The 17,557-nt window shown below is 56.4% G+C and carries 16 protein-coding genes and 1 riboswitch; of the genes, 8 read left to right on the top strand and 8 right to left on the bottom strand.

The window, feature by feature from the left end:
* Window positions 1-116: 116 nt before the first annotated feature.
* The 5 genes from UF64_RS02215 to UF64_RS02195 all read right to left on the bottom strand — a co-directional run bounded on the left by UF64_RS02215 (window position 117) and on the right by UF64_RS02195 (window position 4,556).
* A complete protein-coding gene (locus tag UF64_RS02215) occupies window positions 117-1,265 on the bottom strand; it encodes a CynX/NimT family MFS transporter (RefSeq protein ID WP_044826997.1) in 1,149 nt (382 codons plus the stop codon).
* A 96-nt stretch (window positions 1,266-1,361) separates the two neighbouring features.
* Complete coding sequence (locus tag UF64_RS02210) at window positions 1,362-1,946, bottom strand: helix-turn-helix domain-containing protein (RefSeq protein WP_044826996.1); 585 nt, start codon at window positions 1,944-1,946, stop codon at window positions 1,362-1,364.
* Between the two features lie 68 nt (window positions 1,947-2,014).
* Window positions 2,015-2,584 (bottom strand): 16S rRNA (guanine(966)-N(2))-methyltransferase RsmD, encoded by a 570-nt coding sequence (gene rsmD, locus UF64_RS02205; protein ID WP_044826995.1) that lies wholly within the window; start codon window positions 2,582-2,584, stop codon window positions 2,015-2,017.
* A gap of 5 nt (window positions 2,585-2,589) precedes the next feature.
* Complete coding sequence (locus UF64_RS02200) at window positions 2,590-3,837, bottom strand: pseudouridine synthase (protein ID WP_044826994.1); 1,248 nt, start codon at window positions 3,835-3,837, stop codon at window positions 2,590-2,592.
* The gene (locus tag UF64_RS02195; RefSeq protein WP_044826993.1) at window positions 3,834-4,556 is read right to left on the bottom strand and encodes a gamma-glutamyl-gamma-aminobutyrate hydrolase family protein; all 723 of its coding nucleotides are present in this window, start codon (window positions 4,554-4,556) and stop codon (window positions 3,834-3,836) included. The genes UF64_RS02200 and UF64_RS02195 overlap by 4 nt, the downstream gene beginning before the upstream one ends.
* A gap of 269 nt (window positions 4,557-4,825) precedes the next feature.
* Between UF64_RS02195 and UF64_RS02190 the strand changes: the two genes are divergently transcribed.
* Both UF64_RS02190 and UF64_RS02185 read left to right on the top strand, forming a co-directional pair.
* Window positions 4,826-5,278, top strand: coding sequence for a nucleoside deaminase (locus tag UF64_RS02190; protein ID WP_044826992.1), 453 nt, complete (start codon window positions 4,826-4,828; stop codon window positions 5,276-5,278).
* A 60-nt stretch (window positions 5,279-5,338) separates the two neighbouring features.
* Complete coding sequence (locus tag UF64_RS02185) at window positions 5,339-6,376, top strand: hypothetical protein (RefSeq protein WP_044826991.1); 1,038 nt, start codon at window positions 5,339-5,341, stop codon at window positions 6,374-6,376.
* A gap of 65 nt (window positions 6,377-6,441) precedes the next feature.
* On the opposite strand, the gene UF64_RS02180 is transcribed toward UF64_RS02185, so the two are convergent.
* Window positions 6,442-8,043: a glucan biosynthesis protein gene (locus UF64_RS02180; RefSeq protein WP_044827292.1), complete on the bottom strand. Its 1,602-nt coding sequence runs from the start codon at window positions 8,041-8,043 to the stop codon at window positions 6,442-6,444.
* Window positions 8,044-8,187: 144 nt separating this feature from the next.
* Window positions 8,188-8,389, top strand: a riboswitch (cobalamin riboswitch).
* A gap of 240 nt (window positions 8,390-8,629) precedes the next feature.
* Here UF64_RS02180 and UF64_RS02175 point away from each other — a divergent pair.
* From UF64_RS02175 to UF64_RS02165, 3 genes are read left to right on the top strand one after another with little or no spacing between them, the layout of a single operon-like run.
* Window positions 8,630-9,652, top strand: coding sequence for an ABC transporter substrate-binding protein (locus UF64_RS02175; RefSeq protein WP_152630579.1), 1,023 nt, complete (start codon window positions 8,630-8,632; stop codon window positions 9,650-9,652).
* Window positions 9,653-9,657: 5 nt separating this feature from the next.
* The gene (locus UF64_RS02170; RefSeq protein WP_200892633.1) at window positions 9,658-10,683 is read left to right on the top strand and encodes an iron ABC transporter permease; all 1,026 of its coding nucleotides are present in this window, start codon (window positions 9,658-9,660) and stop codon (window positions 10,681-10,683) included.
* Window positions 10,680-11,486: an ABC transporter ATP-binding protein gene (locus tag UF64_RS02165; protein ID WP_044826990.1), complete on the top strand. Its 807-nt coding sequence runs from the start codon at window positions 10,680-10,682 to the stop codon at window positions 11,484-11,486. Before UF64_RS02170 ends, UF64_RS02165 begins: the two co-directional genes overlap by 4 nt.
* Before the next feature lie 31 nt (window positions 11,487-11,517).
* On the opposite strand, the gene purD is transcribed toward UF64_RS02165, so the two are convergent.
* Window positions 11,518-12,798 carry a phosphoribosylamine--glycine ligase gene (purD, locus tag UF64_RS02160; RefSeq protein ID WP_044826989.1) on the bottom strand — a complete coding sequence of 427 codons (1,281 nt, stop codon included), beginning with the start codon at window positions 12,796-12,798 and terminating at the stop codon, window positions 11,518-11,520.
* Window positions 12,799-12,913: 115 nt separating this feature from the next.
* Between purD and xseA the strand changes: the two genes are divergently transcribed.
* Genes xseA through UF64_RS02145 form a run of 3 tightly spaced genes read left to right on the top strand, consistent with a single transcriptional unit; the run spans window position 12,914 to window position 17,022 of the window.
* Window positions 12,914-14,599 carry an exodeoxyribonuclease VII large subunit gene (xseA, locus tag UF64_RS02155; RefSeq protein ID WP_044826988.1) on the top strand — a complete coding sequence of 562 codons (1,686 nt, stop codon included), beginning with the start codon at window positions 12,914-12,916 and terminating at the stop codon, window positions 14,597-14,599.
* On the top strand, window positions 14,599-15,453 hold the full coding sequence (locus tag UF64_RS02150; RefSeq protein ID WP_044826987.1) for a M23 family metallopeptidase: 855 nt from the start codon (window positions 14,599-14,601) through the stop codon (window positions 15,451-15,453). The genes xseA and UF64_RS02150 overlap by 1 nt, the downstream gene beginning before the upstream one ends.
* Before the next feature lie 15 nt (window positions 15,454-15,468).
* On the top strand, window positions 15,469-17,022 hold the full coding sequence (locus UF64_RS02145) for a gamma-glutamyltransferase family protein (protein WP_052657414.1): 1,554 nt from the start codon (window positions 15,469-15,471) through the stop codon (window positions 17,020-17,022).
* A gap of 1 nt (window position 17,023) precedes the next feature.
* Here the strand turns inward: UF64_RS02145 and UF64_RS02140 are convergent, their stop codons facing one another.
* The gene (locus tag UF64_RS02140; protein WP_235284933.1) at window positions 17,024-17,551 is read right to left on the bottom strand and encodes a hypothetical protein; all 528 of its coding nucleotides are present in this window, start codon (window positions 17,549-17,551) and stop codon (window positions 17,024-17,026) included.
* Between the last annotated feature and the right edge of the window lie 6 nt (window positions 17,552-17,557).

Raw genomic sequence — 17,557 nt, 5'->3', positions numbered from 1 at the left:
CCACTTCCCTAAATCTTTTTGACTTTGTTGGGGTTGGAAGGGTCGCCTGCTTCGCGGAATAGGTCAAGCCACCGTATCGTATAGTTTCAAAATGAATTTCGTCTAATGAACACTGCCTAATCCTGCTTGCGCAGCGAGATCAGGAAGCCGGCAACGTAAAACCCGCCCAAAACCGCCGCTGCCCCGGCCCAGCCATTCTGATCAATCATCGCCCCGGCAAAAGGCGGCACGATGACGACAAAAATCTCGGCAAACTGGGCCAGCATGCCCTGCAGGGCCGGCATCGAAAGGCCGTCCTTGGCGATCTTTGGCAATAGCGCAAAGCAGGTCCCGGCAACCGCACCCTGACAGATGTTAAAGATGATCAATGCGGTGATGCTGATCGGGACCGATGTGCTGACAAACAGGGTTGAAATCGCAATGGCCATAGCTGGCAAGAACAGCATCAGGATCGTCCTGCCCGAAACATCCCGGCCCAAAACGGTGCCAGCCGCAACACTACCAACGACATTGCCGGCAATTGCGGTGGTGCCGATGATCCCGGCCGAGAGCGCGATGCCGATATCAAGATTATCGGCCAGCATGGCGGGCATGAAGGCAAGGGCGGCTGACGTTGCCCCGGCAAAGGCGGCAAAGGTCAGTGCAACCTGAAGGGCGGCACGGGATTTCAAAACACCGATCACACCCAAAAGCAGCGATCTGCGCGTGCTGCCGGTTTCAGGTTTATCCATAAAGGCCAGAAGCGGCAGCAAAACAAGGATCGGTAGGGTGCAGGCGCCAACCGCAAGGCGCCAGTCAAGCCAGGTCACCACAGCCGCACTGATCCAGTTGCCCAGCGCAATACCGACCGGAATGAAGGTGCCCCAGATGCTCATGGCCATGGCAACCAGTTTCGGGTTCTTGAATGCGGCCATCCAGCTTGGCGCACCAACAACAATCAGAAGATAGCCAACACTGGTGACCAACCGCCCGACATATAAAAGGGAGCTCACGCTTGCGGTGGCAAAGATCAACGCGCCCAAAATCATCATCGCGCCGCCAAGCACCATCGACTTGCGCAGGCCCGCGCGTGCGGCCCACACCCCGGCGGGGATGGCACAAAGTGCGCCTGCTGCCGTGATCAGCGATGCCACCAAGCCAAATTCCGCCTGACTAAGCCCGAAACCTGCGTGCAAATCGGGTGCAATCGGCCCAATCAGCCCGACCTGCATAGAGGCGGTCAGTCCCAGTCCATAAAGAACAATAACAGCGGTGATAGGCGGCATCGGTCAATTCCGTGGGGCAGGGAGGGCAGCGGAGCGAGTGAATTGATTACCCGATTTGACGCACGGAACGCCACGTATGAAATATGCGTGCCGCGATCAGACGTGATTTGGTTGCTGATCAAAGCCCGTAGTCAGACGAACCGCCGTGCCGTCCGAGAGGAAAAAACGCTCCCACAGGATATAGCTGTCAACAATCCGCAACGGATCGCCATCCCGGCGGGAGTTCTCAAAGGTGAGATGATCAGTCTGATCTTCATGCCAGCCCAGATCATGCAGGCTTTTTTCGGCCGATGCGATTTCCGGCGTGGCAAACCGCCAGAGTGAGGTGCCCAGCAAGGGGGCGGCATCGCGTTGCCATTCGGCCTCGCGCGGGCTTGAGACACACAGCAAGCGATGCGACCGATCTTCGATCAGATGCACGCGCTGGGATGAATGCATCACCAGCCGTTTGATCGCGTGATCCAGACGGAAATTGCGCTTTCGCGTCATCATCTGATGGATCAGGTTATATTGCAGTGGGGCCGGGCTTTGCGCACCGCTTTCCCAGCGCGATACGGTTGCCTGGGTTACGCCTAGAATATCGGCCAGACGCGATTGCTTGATATCGCTTGTGCGTCGCCATTGGCGCAAAAGGCGACCAAAATCCTTGTCTGGTGCGATGGCTTCAGGCAGGCGTTTCATATCGATCAACCAATTCAGAAGATCTTCAAATCTAACACAGAATGAACCGCACGGCAGTAACGCCGGGATCAGGCGGAAAAACGGCCGATATCAATCTGGCAACGGCCATATTTGCGACTGTCACAAAGATCAAACCCATCAAGGCTGATCTCCGGATCACGTGGATCGCGTTCGGCAACAATCAGGGTGTTGCCATCAATCCAGCCGGCCTTGGCGAGGGCTGTGATGCTGGGCGCGATCAAGTCTTTGCCATAAGGCGGATCAAGGAAGACCATGCTGGCAGGCTGACTGGCGCGCGGCGGCTTGGTTGCGTCTGCACGCTGGGCGCGGGCCTGATCGGAAATGCGAAGCGCCTCGATATTCTGTTCAATAATCGCAATCGCCTTGCGGTCATTATCAAAGAACACGGCCTGATCGGCTCCACGTGAAATGGCCTCAAGGCCAAGCGCGCCGGACCCGGCAAAGGCATCAAGGATGATGCCGTCATAAAGCGGATTGAAGTCGTCCTCATACCAGCGCGATGCGTGGGAAAGGATGCTAAAAAGCGCCTCGCGCACGCGATCAAGCGTTGGGCGTGTGTCGCGTCCTTCCGGCGCGCTCAAGACCCGCCCGCGATGGGTGCCGCCAACAATCCGCATTGGCCTTAGTCCTTCTTGCCGCCGCGCGGGCGGTTGCCGGCAGGCTTGCGACCGGTGGGTTTGCCGCCGGGTTTGTTGGCTTGCTTACCACGTGCGCCATCAGGGCCGCTATTGCGTCCGGCCCCGCGTCCGGCGTCACGTCCACCATCCCGACCAGCAGCAGCCTTGCCATCCGCACTGTAACGACCACGGCCCTTGTTGGTCGGGCGTGCTGATCCGCGTTCTTCGCGCATATCGCGTTCCTGCCGACCCGCGCCGGATGCCGGTTTGCCGCGTCCACCTGCGCGCGGTGCTGCACCGATACGCGGCCCCTTGCGGGCCGAACTGGAACGTTCACGGGTTTCGCGTTGTTCGGCAGTGTCATCGGCATTAGCATTGGTACTCGGGCCGCCTTGCGGGCGTTTGCGCTGCGCCGGTTGGCCAAAGACCGTGCGGGGTGCCTTCGGGCGCGCGGTGCCGCCACGGGCAACCGATTTCTTTTCGGAAACCTTGGAATAGTCGCCCTTGAAGAAGGCAGCGAGCTGTTCCTTCATTACCTTGCCAGTGACTTCCTCGCACTCGCCAGGCGCCAGGTTGCCCAGCTGGAACGGTCCATAGGAAACACGCATCAGACGCGTCACCGGCCAGCCAAGATGTTCCATGACACGGCGGATTTCACGGTTCTTGCCTTCACGCAGTGTTACGGTCATCCAGGCATTGGTGCCTTTTTGAACATCAACCTCGGCATGGATGGAGCCGTAATTAACCCCATCGACCGTGACACCGTCTTCAAGCTGTTTGAGCTTTGCTTGGTCGATCTGACCATGCACGCGCACGCGATAACGGCGCGCCCAGCCGGTGGCAGGCAGTTCAAGATAACGGGCAAGCTCGCCATCGTTGGTTAGCAACAACAACCCTTCGGAGTTCAAATCAAGTCGCCCGACCGAAATCACGCGCGGTACATAGCTTGGCAGATGTTCGAATACCGTATCGCGGCCCTGTTCGTCGCGGTGGCTGGTGACCAGACCGCGCTTTTTAAACAGGCGCCAAAGACGCGGCTTTTCCTTTTCCGGCAGCGGCTTGCCATCAACGATGATCTCGTCTTCGTCGGTGACGGTCACGGCCGGGCTATCAAGCTTCTTGCCATTAAGGCGCACGAGACCTTCGGCGATCATGCGTTCGGCATCGCGGCGGGAGCAAACACCGGAACGCGCAATGCGCTTGGCAATGCGTTCGGGCTTGTTGTCATCCGGGGTGGTGTTTTTGTCGCTCATTGGCGGGCCTCGGAAATCAGGGCGTCGAAAATCTTCGCATCGCCCGAACTGATATGGAATTCGGGATGCCACTGGACCCCGAGACAATAACGATATTTCGGATGCTCAATCCCCTCGATCACGCCATCGGGCGCATAGGAATTGATGATCACATCCGGGCCAACCCCCTCAACCGCCTGATGGTGGGCGGAATTGACCGACAGTGTTTTCACATCGCCAACGATTTTGGCCAGAAGCGTATTCGGTTCAACTGTCACATCATGGCCCGGCTCGTTGCGTGGGTTTGGCTGTTCGTGCGGCAGGCAGTTCTCAACGCTATCGGGGATATGCTGGATCAGCGATCCACCCAGAATAACGTTCAATAGCTGCTGACCACCGCAAATGCCCAGAACCGGCATGTCGCGTTTAAGCGCACCTTCGGCCATCGCCCATTCAAATTTGGTGCGCCGATCCTTGGTGACAACCGTGTCATGGGTTTCTGTTGCGCCAAACAGGGTCGGGTCAACGTCAAACGCACCGCCCGTCACGACCAGCCCGTCAATCAGGTCCAGCAGATCGGGCACCAGTTCAACTTCATGGGGCAGGGGCATCGGAATGCCGCCAGCCTCGGTCACGGCACCGGCATAGTTTTCACGCAGCGCATACCACGGGAATTTGGAATATCCGCCCGGTTCTTCGGAATCGAGTGTGATACCAATGATCGGCTTGCGCGTGGTCATGATGAAAACAACCTTGGTGCTGGAGAATTAAAGTTAGCGGGAAACTACCTGTGTAACCCTTTAAGGGCAACGGCAATTCACGCCGATGGTCCATGCGTTCTGTGCAAACAGTCACTGGTTGCAAGCCATGGCGATACGCCTTGATGATGGCTTGACCGAATATCTGCTTGCTAGCACTTTGGACCTTAACGCCCTAAAATGAAGTAAAAGCAGGATCAGCCGCAAGGCGGCGGTATCCTGTCACAAGGCACAAGCGGGATGGAAAGATCATGAGTGCAGACAGCTATATGGACATGGCGCTTGAAGAAGCCCGTGCCGCCGCCCGGCGCGGCGAAGTGCCCGTCGGTGCCGTTCTGGTCGATGCTGATAGTGGCGAGGTGCTTGCGCGCGCCGGTAACCTGACCGAGGAAATGAACGATCCGACTGCGCACGCCGAAATCCTCGTCATCCGGGCGGCCGCCGGGGCCAAGGGCGAACCTAGGCTTCCCAATTGCGATCTTTACGTCACACTTGAACCCTGCCCGATGTGCGCGACCGCCATTTCATTTGCCCGTCTGCGGCGTGTCTATTTCGGGGCCTACGACCCCAAGGGCGGCGGGGTGGATCACGGCCCGCGCGTGTTTGAAAGCACAAGCTGCCATCACCGCCCGGAAGTCTATGGCGGCATTGGCGAGGTCGAAGCTGCCAAGCTTCTGAAGGACTTCTTTGGGTCGCTGCGTTAACTCTCCATCGTATTCGAAATTACGAAATGTCAAATATCATCAGTATGTTAGCGGGGCTGCATGAAAAAGCCATTTGACCTATTTGGTGAGTACGCAAAGTTCGGGGTGGAGCAAAAAGTCTCGCTTCATGATCCAAGCACAAAGTCAGCTTTTTCTGCTCACGTCGAGAAGGCAATCGAACAAGGACTACAAGACGATATCCTGTTGTACGGACAGAGAGTCGAGGCAATGTTTATGTCGACGTTGGTGAGCTTAGGTGAGTTCAAACTCTTAAAGCACGAGGACGTTGGAAGGGTGTTTCCAGAAGAGTCCTATATTGCGCCGGATATCAGAGTGGTGCTGAAGGACGGTAGGCAGTGGCTAGTCGAAGTCAAAAATGTCTTCGAAAGAGAGCACGGCAACAAAAAAAGACGGTTGATGACAGCCTCATATTTTAACAGACTTAATGCTTACTCACAGGAAACTGGTGCTGAACTTAAACTCGCAATTTATTGGGCGAAGTGGCGCATATGGACAGTGATTTCACCAGATAAACTTCTAAACGAATCTGGTGATTTGAAGTTAAGTATGTGTGATGCACTGTTGGTTAACGAGTTCTCTGAATTGGGCGACCGCCAGATAGGAACACGTTCCCCGTTAAGGTTACGGGTCTTGGTGGATCAGAGCAAACCGAGCAACATTAACGAACATGATCAAGCATCCTTCACAATCGGTGGCGTTAAGTTATTCAGTGAGGACAGAGAGATTCTTGATGCAAACGAGCAAGAGGTGGCATTGACATTAATGTTCTACGGCGATTGGCTGGAGAAGCCGCCAACGGCAGTTATGGAGAATGATGAACTGATTGCCGTCGAATATGAGAGCTATGCTGGTGAGCCTCCTCAATACGGCCTTAACACTATTGGCACCTTGAGTTCTATTTTCTCAAGGTATTACACAGAAAAAACTGTCGCTGATAATAAGGTTGTTCAATTGCTTGCTGTTCAGCGGCCAAATTGGCTTAATCCCCTTGTGAGTAAGGAATACAAAAGTGGGCAGTTGCCAATATGGCAATTTGTCCAGCAGCCAAACTTTGATGCTTTGGACAAGCGCTCCTAGCGTCTCTAAATGATTTGTTTGCTTCTTTAATTATCTTATGTGCGGTTAGCTTCCCTAAGATTAAGCTATTGGTGTTGCTGATTACTCAGTGCCGGCAAATGCTGGAACATCCAGGTTTCGCTGAGTGGTGCGTCGCCGCGTTTCAGATACATCCGCAGGTCAACCGGATCGGTGCCAGCCGCCTTAAGGTCAAAGGCCGCGCGCCAGATGCGGGTATCCATGATCGGTTCGATCTTGGTGCGGACAATCTCGCCGCGCGAGGATGTCACAACCACTTCCGGGAATTCACCATAGGCAAGGGTTCCAAGAACCTCGCCTTCGAACTCGACGGAAAACTTGATCTCGTCTTTCGGGCGGTTAGTGCCGGGCTCCCCGCCGCGGCCCATGCGGGTAGCAGTGGCAGTTGCCAGTTCCGTGACCGGGAATGGGTTTTGGGCCTGCCAGTGCAGGCGGTATTTAAACTGATAGCTGTTGCCCGCCTTGGCTTCGCCATTCGGTACCCAGAAGGCCGCGATGTTATCGTGGATTTCATCGTCGGTCGGGATTTCGATCAGCTGAACAGCACCATCATTCCACTCGCCTTTCGGTTCGACCCATAGGCTCGGGCGGCGGTGATAGCGCACACCATCCAGATAGTTTTTCACATCGCGATCTCGCTGCATCAGGCCAAAACCGCGCGGGTTATGATCGCCAAAGGCCGATGCGCGGATGGTTTCGGGGTTATTGAGCTGTCGCCAGATGCGCTCGCCACCACCGGTCCAAAGTTCCAAGCCGTCGCTGTCATGCACTTCCGGTCGCCAGTCAAAGCGGAACGATTTGTTCTGTTCGGAATACCAGAACATGCTGGTCAGTGGTGCGATGCCAAGGCGTTCGATGTCTTTTCGGACAAACAGATGTTTTTCGACATCCATCGTCACCCCTTCGCCGCGATACAGCAGGAACTTATAGGCACCGGTGATGCTCGGCCCATCCAGCAGGGCATAGACCGTGACCGGATCTTCGGGATTTTTCGCAGGCTCGATAAAGAACTGACGGAAATCGGGGAATTCTTCCGGGGTCGAGGTTGCGGTATTGACCGCGATGCCACGTGCCGATAGGCCATATTGGCCCTCATCACCGATGGCGCGGAAATAGGATGCACCAAGGAACGCCGCCCAGTCTTGCGTTTTCCAGTCATCACGCGCCTGATTCTCATGCAAGCGGAAACCGGCAAAGCCGCTGTTGGCGGGCAGTTGGCGGGCAATGCTGTCTTCGGGCATGTCAAAGTAATCGGGCTTATAGATCACTTCGCGCGCTTGCCCGTTTTCCAGAAGATACATATGCACGGGCTTCGCGAAATACATACCAAGATGGAAGAACGTCAGCGGATAGGTGCCTGATCCATCGGAAAACGGCGAATGGTCGCGTTTGTAATGCAGCTTGCCATGGGTGTCGTAATCAATACGCCCGACAATTTCCGGGTTTGGCGCAACGGGTGCTTCATAGGGTTCGGTCGCCATTCCCTTAGCGCGTTCGATCAGGCTGGTAAAGTCAAAGCTTTGCGCATTGCCCAGATCAAGCCCGGGGACCTCGGCCATCGCATGGCTGTAAAGCGACATGCCCGGCAGGATCAGGCCGGCGGCGGCGATGGATTTCAAAAAGCGTCTGCGTTCCACGGAAGTCGTCATTTTCACCATATTCCGATGATTGCGTTACCCGGCAAAGCATACCGGGCAGTGTGGAGGTAATCGGGACGAATGATGGCAAATTCAAGGTGACGATCCGCTTGCCTGATGTGAACGCGAAGCGCTTGACGGACAGTGTTATCTGTGTGAAATCAAATTCCTGTCGGTATCCGAACTTCGGATAAAGGGAATTCGATGTGATCCGGTTTTGCCAGACCATTGACCGAAGCTGCCCCCGCAACTGTAGGCGGTGAGCATTTTCTGATTTTGCCACTGGGTGATGCCCGGGAAGGCCAGAAAATGTAGTGACCCGTGAGCCAGGAGACCTGCCGACATGAACACGACGGACCGGGCGGGGTGCCCCGGAGGATGTCGGTACATGTCGCGTTATGCGCAGGTTGGAACTTATTCAATCGGCGTTTAATCCCGAACATTTCCCGTCATTTTTCAGCACGCAAGCCAGTCCCTTGACGATAGTAACTGTTATGTTATGTTATAACATAACATAACATTCATTGAAGTGAGTTGATTCCATTCCAAAGGAAGGGTTTTCGATCTGCCTCCGTGAAAGGACAATGACGTGAATATAATGAACAGACAGGGTCTGGCAGTCGGGGTGATTGCTGCTGGACTGGCATTCATCAGTGCGGGCGCGCAGGCGACCGACTATCCGCTGACGCTTGAGAATTGCGGACGGAGTGTGACTTTTGAAAAGGTGCCGGAACGGGTTGTCTCGCTGGGGCAAAGTAATACCGAAATCCTGTATCGGTTGGGACTGGCAGACAAGGTTGTCGGCACCGCCGTCTGGTTCAATCCGGTGGCGGAAGAATACCGCGAAGCCAATGCCAAGGTGAAGCGCCTAGCTGATAACGATCCCAGCTTTGAAAGCGTTGTTGGCCAGAAGCCCGATCTTGTGACCAACCAGTATCAGTGGCATGTCGGCCCGAACGGTGCGGTCGGCACGGTCAAGCAGTTCAACGAACTTTCCATTCCGGTCTATACCGCACCTGCCGATTGTGTCGGCAAGGATAACAGCACGGGTGGGGATGGTACGCGCCTTGATGCGTTTTCGATGGATCTGATCTATCAGACGATCAGCGAAATGGCCTTGATCTTTGACGTTGAAGATCGCGGCGAAAAGCTTGTCGCAGACCTGCGTGCACGTGAACAGGCGGCGCGGGTAACGGTTGAAAGCATTGATGGTAGCGGTATCAGCGCGCTTTTCTGGTTCTCAAGTGCCGAGATCGATGTTGACCCTTACGTTGCCGGGCAAAAAGGCGCACCGGGCTATATCGCCAATATCCTCAATGTCCGGAATGTCATCGAAAGCGATGACGAATGGCCGAAAGTCGGTTGGGAAACCATCGCAAGTGCCAATCCCGACATCATCGCAATTGGCAAAATGGCACGTCGCCGGTTTCCGGCGGATGATTGGGAACTGAAAATGAAGTTCCTGAAATCTGATCCGGTGACCAGCCAGATGGATGCGGTTCGTAACGACCGGATCGTGGTGCTTGATGCGATGTCGATGAACCCGACCATTCGCACCATCGATGGTATTGAACTGATGGCCAAGGCGGTGGTCGATCTGCGCCAGAGCCAAATCAATTGATCGCCCTGTTGTCTTCGGTAACCGGACGTCGCACCAGCGCAGCTTTTGCTGCGCTGGTGTTGCTTGGCCTCTCGCTTGCCTTTGCTGCATCGGTTGGTGAAACATCGATCCCGCTAAAAACCGTGATCGACACCATTGCCAATCATGTGTGGGGTGCGGGGCATGCGGTTGATCCGATTGATGAAGGCATTATCTGGAATTATCGCCTGAGCCGCGCGGTTGTTGCCGCATCCTGCGGCGCTGCATTGGCGCTGTCTGGCGCCGTGTTGCAGGCGCTTTTGCGCAATGCGCTTGCCGATCCCTATTTGCTGGGGATTTCTGCCGGGGCGTCCACAGGTGCGGTCAGTGTTGCCATTCTGGGTGTCGGGGCGGGGATATTTGGCATGTCGGTGGGCGCATTTATCGGCTCGGTCGTGGCATTTGCCTTTGTCTCGCTGCTGGCGTTGCAGGCCGGGCGCGGGACGGGGGCGATCATTCTGGCCGGTATTGCAGGTGCCCAGCTTTTTAACGCCCTGACGTCGTTTATCGTCACAAAGTCTGCGAGTGCCGAGGAAGCGCGGGGCATCATGTTTTGGCTTTTGGGCAACCTTAGTGGTGTGCGCTGGCCGGATGCGTCGCTTGCCCTGCCGGTCACCATTGTTGGCTTGCTGGTGTGTCTTTGGCATGCGCGTGCGCTTGATGCCTTTACATTCGGGCGGGATTCGGCGGCATCACTTGGCGTGCCGGTGCGTCGTGTTTACGTCATCCTGATTGGTATCTCCGCCCTGATGACGGCGGTGATGGTGAGCATCGTAGGCTCCATCGGATTTGTCGGGTTGGTTATCCCGCATGCGGCCCGCTTCTTTGTTGGCAATCGTCATGGGCTTTTGTTGCCGCTATCAGCCCTGATCGGCGCGCTTTTCCTGGTCGGGGCGGATGTGATTTCCCGGGTGATTGTCCCCGGTCAAGTTCTGCCAATCGGGGTGATTACGGCCCTTGTGGGCGCGCCGGCCTTCGCGCTTATTCTCTGTCACGGAAGGGTTTTGCGATGACGTTGGAGCTTCGCAATGTCGCGTGGTCCGTCGGGTTTCGAAAAATCGTGCGCGATGTAAGTTTGCGTGTCGAGCCCGGTGAATTTCTTGGCGTGATCGGGCCAAACGGATCGGGCAAGACCAGCATGATGTCGGTGCTGGCGGGCATTCGTGCGCCAAGCGATGGCGTGGCATTGCTTGATGATCAGCCGATGGGCAAAGTCGGGCGGCGTAATCTGGCGCGCCGGATCGGTTTTGTCGAACAGCAGGCCGATACCATTGATCGCATCACCGTGCGCGAAGCCGTATCACTTGGGCGCACACCCTATCTTAGTTTGCTGTCCCCATGGTCCGGGATGGATGACGAAATTGTCGCCAACGCCCTTGAAAGCGTTGCGATGGGCGGCATGGCCGATCGAATCTGGCACACATTGTCCGGTGGGGAAAAACAACGGGTGCATATTGCGCGCGCACTGGCACAGCAACCCGATTACCTGCTGCTTGATGAGCCGACCAACCATCTTGATATCCGTCACCAGCTAGGACTTTTGGAACTGGTCCATGATTTGCCGGTGACGGTGGTTGCCGCCTTGCACGATCTTAATCACGCAGCGCTGTTTTGTGACCGGATCGCGATGATGGATGGCGGGAGGCTGATCGCGATTGGCACTCCGGCCGATATCCTGACCAGCAAGAACTTGCGCGACGTCTTTGGTGTTGAGGCCGATATCGAAACCGCAAGTGACGGTCGCTATCACATTCGCTATCGGGTCGGTGGCGCGATGGATATGGATGCTGAAACGAAAAAAGGCCGGGTTGCGTGACCCGGCCTTTTTATCTTGGTCTTTAATCAGATTATTTCTGTTCGCGGGCAACCGCGCGCCAGCCGATATCACGGCGGCAGAAACCACCTTGCCAGTCAATCGCATCAACTGCTTCATAGGCACGTTTCTGGGTTTCGGTCACAGTCGCACCACGTGCGGTAACGCCAAGAACGCGGCCACCGGTGGCGAGCAACTTGTCGCCATCCATTTTGGTGCCGGCATGCAGGACCTTGACCTTGTCCATTGCGTCAGCTGCGGTGACGTTTTTGATCTCGGTGCCTTTTTCATAAGACCCCGGATAGCCCTTTGCAGCCATGACAACGACCATGGCGGTTTCGTTGTGCCATTCCGGTTTGACGGTATCCAGCGTGCCGGTTGCTGCACCATCCAGGATATCAAGCACGTCTGATTTCAGGCGTGTCATCAGAACCTGACATTCCGGATCGCCAAAGCGGATGTTGTATTCGATCAGTTTCGGATTGCCTTCATCAATCATCAGGCCGGCAAACAGCACGCCCTTGAACGGGTGGCCCTCATTTGCCATCCCCTTGACGGTCGGGATGATGATCTGATCCATGACCTTGGCTTCGACCGCATCGGTGAAGACCGGGGCCGGGGAATAGGCACCCATGCCGCCCGTATTCGGGCCGGTATCGCCTTCGCCAACCGCCTTGTGGTCCTGGGCTGCGACCAGCGGAATGACGTTTTCACCATCACAAACTGCAAAAAATGAGGCTTCCTCACCTTTAAGGAATTCCTCGATCACGATTTCCGCACCGGCATCGCCAAACTTGCCGCCCACCATGCATTCTTCAATCGCAGCAAAGGCTTCGTCATTTGTCATACAAATGGTGACACCCTTGCCAGCAGCCAGACCATCGGTCTTGACCACAATCGGTGCGCCCTGCTTTTCAACAAAGGCCTTGGCGTCCTTGGGATCGGTGAAACGGCCATAGGCTGCAGTAGGCACACCAAACTTTGCCACCATGTCCTTCATGAAGCCCTTGGAGCCCTCAAGCTGGGCCGCGGCCTTTGAGCAGCCAAAGGATTTGATGCCTTCAGCGTCCAGCGCATCGACAAGGCCAGCAACCAGCGGCGCTTCCGGGCCAACAACGACCAGATCAACTGCGTTGTCCTTGGCGAATTTTACCAGACCATCGATGTCGCTGTCTGAAATCGCAACGCATTCGGCCGAATCCGCAATGCCGGCATTGCCCGGTGCGCACCACAATTTGGAGATGCGCGGGCTGCGCGCAATCGCCCAGCACAGAGCGTGTTCACGTCCGCCGCCGCCAACGACCAGAACCTTCATGACTTTATCCTTCGACTTGTCCGATTGCTTGATGGTCTATGCGTGATGAACTAGGCTAGAGCCAATTGCCACCCCGCAAAATTATTAGGCGGGCTTTTAGCATAAAGTACCCTTGATGACGCAAGATTTGTTCGACCCTTATGCCCCGGTTCCTGAAACGCCTGCAAAATCGGGAAATACGCCCGAATTTTCGGTTTCCGACCTGTCAAACGCGCTGAAACGAACGGTCGAGGATGCCTTTTCCTTTGTCCGGGTGCGCGGTGAAATTTCCGGGTTCAAACGGGCCAGCAGTGGGCACATGTACCTTGCGCTCAAGGATGACAAGGCGGTGCTCGATGGCGTGTGCTGGCGCGGGCAGGCGGCCAAGCTTGGCCTGGTGCCCGAAGACGGCATGGAAGTCATCGTCACCGGGCGGCTGACGACTTTCCCGGGCCGGTCAAAATACCAGATCGTGATCGAGACGATGGAAGTCGCAGGCGAAGGCGCGCTTCTAAAGCTTCTGGAAGAACGCAAAAAGAAGCTCGCCACCGAAGGCCTGTTTGAGGCTGATCGCAAAAAGCCGATCCCGTTCCTGCCTGATGTCATTGGCATTGTCACATCGCCCACCGGGGCTGTGATCCGCGATATCATGCATCGCCTGCGCGATCGTTTCCCGCGCCGGGTTTTGCTGTGGCCTGTCCTTGTGCAGGGGCAGGGGGCGGCTGATCAGGTGGCCGAAGCGGTTCGGGGATTTAATGATCTTCTGCCCTATGGCCAGATCCCGCGCCCCGATGTGCTGATTGTTGCGCGCGGTGGCGGGTCGCTTGAGGATTTGTGGTCGTTTAACGAGGAAGTTGTCGCCCGTGCGGTGGCAGAATCTGATATTCCGGTGATATCGGCCGTCGGGCATGAAACCGACACCACCCTGATTGATTTTGTGTCCGACCTGCGCGCCCCAACCCCGACCGGGGCGGCAGAAAAGGCCGTGCCGGTACGAAGCGAACTGATCGGGCAGGTTGAGGAAGATGGTCTTCGTCTGGCCCAAGCCGTCCGGCGTTTGGGTGTTGAAAAGAAAACCGCCCTTGAAAGTCTGGCGCGTGGTTTGGGTGATCCCAAACGCATGCTCGAAGAACGCAGTCAGACCCTTGATAACTGGGCGGATCGGTTGCCGCGCGCAGCAGTCAATGTCACGCAGCAGGCACGTGCGCGCTTGAATGAAGCCAGTGCACGACTGGTCAGTCCGCGTGAACAGCTTTCGGAAAAACGCGGACGTCTGGAAAATGCAGCCCTTCGTCTGGATGGGGCGATGAAGTCTGCCCTTCAGATGCAGCAGTCGCGCCTTGATCGGGCAACCGCGGGCCTGCGCCCCAGCGATGCAAAACGCGATATCGCACGCGCCGACAAGCAGATCATTGATCTGGCCAGCCGCCTGCAGGGGGCAGTTCGCAATACTCTGACGCGGGAGGCCGAAGGGTTGGCGCGTTATGACAGGCTTCTGGAAAGCTATTCCTATCGCAATGTGCTCAAACGCGGGTTTGCGGTGGTGCGCGATGGCGCAGGTAACCTGATTGGCAAGTCTGCCGATATTATTGCTGGCGAGGGTTATGATCTTGAAATGGGCGATGGCGTTACGCGGGTAACTGCAGGCGAGGGTGTCGATGTCAAAGCCGCTTCTGAAGCAGGCGGAACAGTAGATGCTGCTAACACAGCGACATCCACCGAACCGGCAGCTGCGAAGGCCGAAAAGCCCACCAAGCCAAAACCTGCGAAGAAGAAACACCCTCGTCCTCAGGACGATGACAGGCAAGGGAGCCTTCTGTAATGCGTAAGATCATTTCCGGCATGCTCGCCGCTGCGGGGCTTTTGGTGGTTGGGATCTCTGCCGAGGCCGCAGAGCCGACCTATCAGGGACAGTTTGTTCAGGGCGGGATTGTGTTCGGGCAAACGGACGCCGGATCGAAGGTGCTGCTGGATGATGTGGCGATTGACACAATCGCACCGGATGGCCGTTTTGTTCTTGGCTTCCCGCGTGATTACGAAGGCCCGGCGCGCATCAGCATTCAACATGCCGATGGCAGCATCGAAGCGTTCAGTTACGAGATCGGCGATCGTGAATTCAACATTCAGCGGATCGATGGCCTTGCACCGAAAATGGTTAACCCCGACCCGGAGGTCGTCAGCCGCATTCAGGATGATTCGCGTCAGGCCCGTGAAGCCAGGACCGAACGCTTTAACGAGGATTTCCTGCAGAGTGGTTTTATCTGGCCAGCCGTTGGTCCGATCAGTGGTGTTTATGGATCACAACGGATTTTAAATGGCGAGCCACGCGCGCCGCATTGGGGGGTTGATATAGCCCTTCCGACCGGAAGCCCGGTTGTCGCTCCGGCCGATGGGATCGTTACCCTTGCGCACCCGGATATGTATTTTTCCGGTGCGACACTGTTTATCGACCATGGTCTTGGCGTGGTCTCGGCCTTTTTGCATCTGTCGGAAATTGATGTGCAGGTCGGTGATGTGGTTCGGCAGGGCGATCTGATCGGCAAAATTGGTGAATCCGGTCGTGCAACCGGCCCGCATCTTGATTGGCGGGTCAATGTCGGGGCGGCACGGGTCGATGCCCAGTTGCTGGTCCCACCCATGGAAGAAGCACAAAAGACGGCAAACGCCAATAACTGACGGGAAAGCAGGATCATGAAAACCCACGGGGCCGTTGCCGCAGGACATTCTGTTACCGCAAGTGCGGCGGCCCGCGTGCTTGAAGAAGGCGGCAACGCCTTTGACGCGGTGATTGCCGCGATGTGGGCGGCCTGTGTGGCGGAACCGGTTCTGGCATCCCTTGGTGGTGGTGGTTTTGTCATGGCCCGGCCCGCTGGGGAAACGCCAAGGCTTTATGATTTCTTTGTCGAAACCCCGCTTGAAAAACGATCACGTGAAAACCTTGAATTTGAAAGCCGCCTCGCGACCTTCACCGGTGGTGTGACGCAGGAATTTCACGGTGGCTATGGATCGGTTGCGACACCGGGTGTGGTTGCCGGTCTTTTTGCCGTGCATGACGATCTTGCCAAACTGCCGATGGCCAAATTGGCCGAGCCGGCAATTGAGGCCGCAAAGAGTGGCGTCAAACTTGATGCGTTTCAGCGCTATGTCATGGGCATTGTCGAGCCGCTTCTGGCGTTCTCGCCGGACAGCCGTCAGGTGTTTGGCAAGGCGGGCAAAACTGATCCGAACAGTTTCGAGTTGCTGGATGCCGGTGTGCCCCATCGCCAGCCGGACCTGGCCGATAGCATTGCCTATCTGGTCGAAAGCGGCGCAGCAGGATTTTATGAGGGCGACCTCGGCGCCAAGCTTGCGTCTGAATGTGCTGAACATGGTGGCTACCTGACAGAACAGGATCTTGCCAGCTATCGCGTGCTGGTGCGTGATCCCCTTTTAATAACCGGGCGCAAGGGGCGGTTTGTTTTAAACCCGCCACCAGCTTCGGGCGGGGTTCTGGTCGGGTTTGGTTTAAAGCTTGCGCGGGAAATGGCACTGGGTGCGTTTGGTTCGGAACGCCATCTTGAGGCGATGTCTCGGATCATTCACGCCACCGGTCTTGCCCGTGGGGAGCATGGGGCAAGTCCCGCCATTCTTGGTGATGAGCTGTGCGAACGCTATCGTTCGATGATTGGCGAACGCCCGCTTAGTCAGCAGGGGACGACCCATATTTCCGTCGTGGATGCGGATGGCAACCTTGCCGCTGCGACCATCTCAAACGGATCGTCATCGGGCCGTGTTGTGCCCGGGACCGGGATCATGATGAACAACATGCTGGGCGAAGCCGATCTTTCACCGGACGGTTTTCATAACTGGCCGTGCGGCGTTCGGATGACCTCTATGATGACGCCGGCCCTTTATCTTGGCGAAGACGGGGCGTCGGTTGCACTCGGATCGGGGGGATCAAACCGGATCCGCTCAACCATGTTACAGGTGTTGCTCAATATCGATGCCTTTGACATGACCCTGCACGGGGCGATTTCCGCACCACGTATGCATGTTGAAGATGACCTTTTGTCGGTTGAGCCCGGATTTGATGGTGCACTGCTTGATGGGCTGAGCCTTGCCAATCAGCATCGCTGGGATTGTGAAGACATGTTCTTTGGCGGGGTGCATGCCGCCAAGGTCAGTGGCGATGGGGATGTGCTTTCGGCGATTGGCGACGGTCGACGCAATGGCCATCAGCTCATCGTGGGTCAGAGCGGAATGTGACCTATCTGAAACGCTGAACAACGGCAAAAATTAGCGAGAAGATCGCAACCAGAATGATGGCAACGGTGGCGATCAGAAGCGCCTGCTTGGTGCGGAGTTCATAGGCCTGCTTGCGCTCGACATAGACAATCACGTCGCGACGCAACTGATCCATTTCCGGGGCAACATCAAGGCTGTTGAGATAAAGCTTGGCGCCCGCACGGGCCAGAAGGTCGTTTGTCTTGTTCATTTCACGGGTGAACAGGGCAAAGCGTTCCTCGGTATCGGCCAGATCATCAAGAAGATTGGCGTCATCCTGCCCGGCAGAGGCAATTGTGATGGTGGTCCGGGTCAGATCGCGGGCATCAACCTCGACGCATTCTGAGAGGGTCTTGCGCGGTTGGTCTGATGTGCATTCGACTTGTCGGGTGCCGAATTCCTCAAGCGCACGCCTGAGATGCTCCTTGAGTTGCTGGTCCAGTTCCGAAATCCGCAGCCGGATATCGCGCGCCGTATCGCGAATGGTCGTATCATCCTGATCAAGCGCCATCGTTGG

The organism is Thalassospira sp. HJ (assembly GCF_000948415.1).
Taxonomy (GTDB): domain Bacteria; phylum Pseudomonadota; class Alphaproteobacteria; order Rhodospirillales; family Thalassospiraceae; genus Thalassospira.
Note: the sequence above shows the minus strand (reverse complement) of the source record. Positions and strands in the feature narration are given on the sequence as shown.

Bases quoted from the DNA above. Each gene is read 5' to 3' on its own strand.
- UF64_RS02180 (WP_044827292.1), bottom strand. From the start codon at position 8,043: ATGACGACTTCCGTGGAACGCAGACGCTTTTTGAAATCCATCGCCGCC.
- UF64_RS02145 (WP_052657414.1), top strand. From the start codon at position 15,469: ATGAAAACCCACGGGGCCGTTGCCGCAGGACATTCTGTTACCGCAAGT.
- UF64_RS02185 (WP_044826991.1), top strand. From the start codon at position 5,339: ATGAAAAAGCCATTTGACCTATTTGGTGAGTACGCAAAGTTCGGGGTG.
- UF64_RS02190 (WP_044826992.1), top strand. From the start codon at position 4,826: ATGAGTGCAGACAGCTATATGGACATGGCGCTTGAAGAAGCCCGTGCC.
- UF64_RS02175 (WP_152630579.1), top strand. From the start codon at position 8,630: ATGAACAGACAGGGTCTGGCAGTCGGGGTGATTGCTGCTGGACTGGCA.
- UF64_RS02195 (WP_044826993.1), bottom strand. From the start codon at position 4,556: ATGACCACGCGCAAGCCGATCATTGGTATCACACTCGATTCCGAAGAA.
- rsmD (WP_044826995.1), bottom strand. From the start codon at position 2,584: ATGCGGATTGTTGGCGGCACCCATCGCGGGCGGGTCTTGAGCGCGCCG.
- purD (WP_044826989.1), bottom strand. From the start codon at position 12,798: ATGAAGGTTCTGGTCGTTGGCGGCGGCGGACGTGAACACGCTCTGTGC.
- UF64_RS02200 (WP_044826994.1), bottom strand. From the start codon at position 3,837: ATGAGCGACAAAAACACCACCCCGGATGACAACAAGCCCGAACGCATT.
- UF64_RS02215 (WP_044826997.1), bottom strand. From the start codon at position 1,265: ATGCCGCCTATCACCGCTGTTATTGTTCTTTATGGACTGGGACTGACC.
- UF64_RS02165 (WP_044826990.1), top strand. From the start codon at position 10,680: ATGACGTTGGAGCTTCGCAATGTCGCGTGGTCCGTCGGGTTTCGAAAA.
- xseA (WP_044826988.1), top strand. From the start codon at position 12,914: ATGACGCAAGATTTGTTCGACCCTTATGCCCCGGTTCCTGAAACGCCT.
- UF64_RS02140 (WP_235284933.1), bottom strand. From the start codon at position 17,551: ATGGCGCTTGATCAGGATGATACGACCATTCGCGATACGGCGCGCGAT.
- UF64_RS02150 (WP_044826987.1), top strand. From the start codon at position 14,599: ATGCGTAAGATCATTTCCGGCATGCTCGCCGCTGCGGGGCTTTTGGTG.
- UF64_RS02210 (WP_044826996.1), bottom strand. From the start codon at position 1,946: ATGAAACGCCTGCCTGAAGCCATCGCACCAGACAAGGATTTTGGTCGC.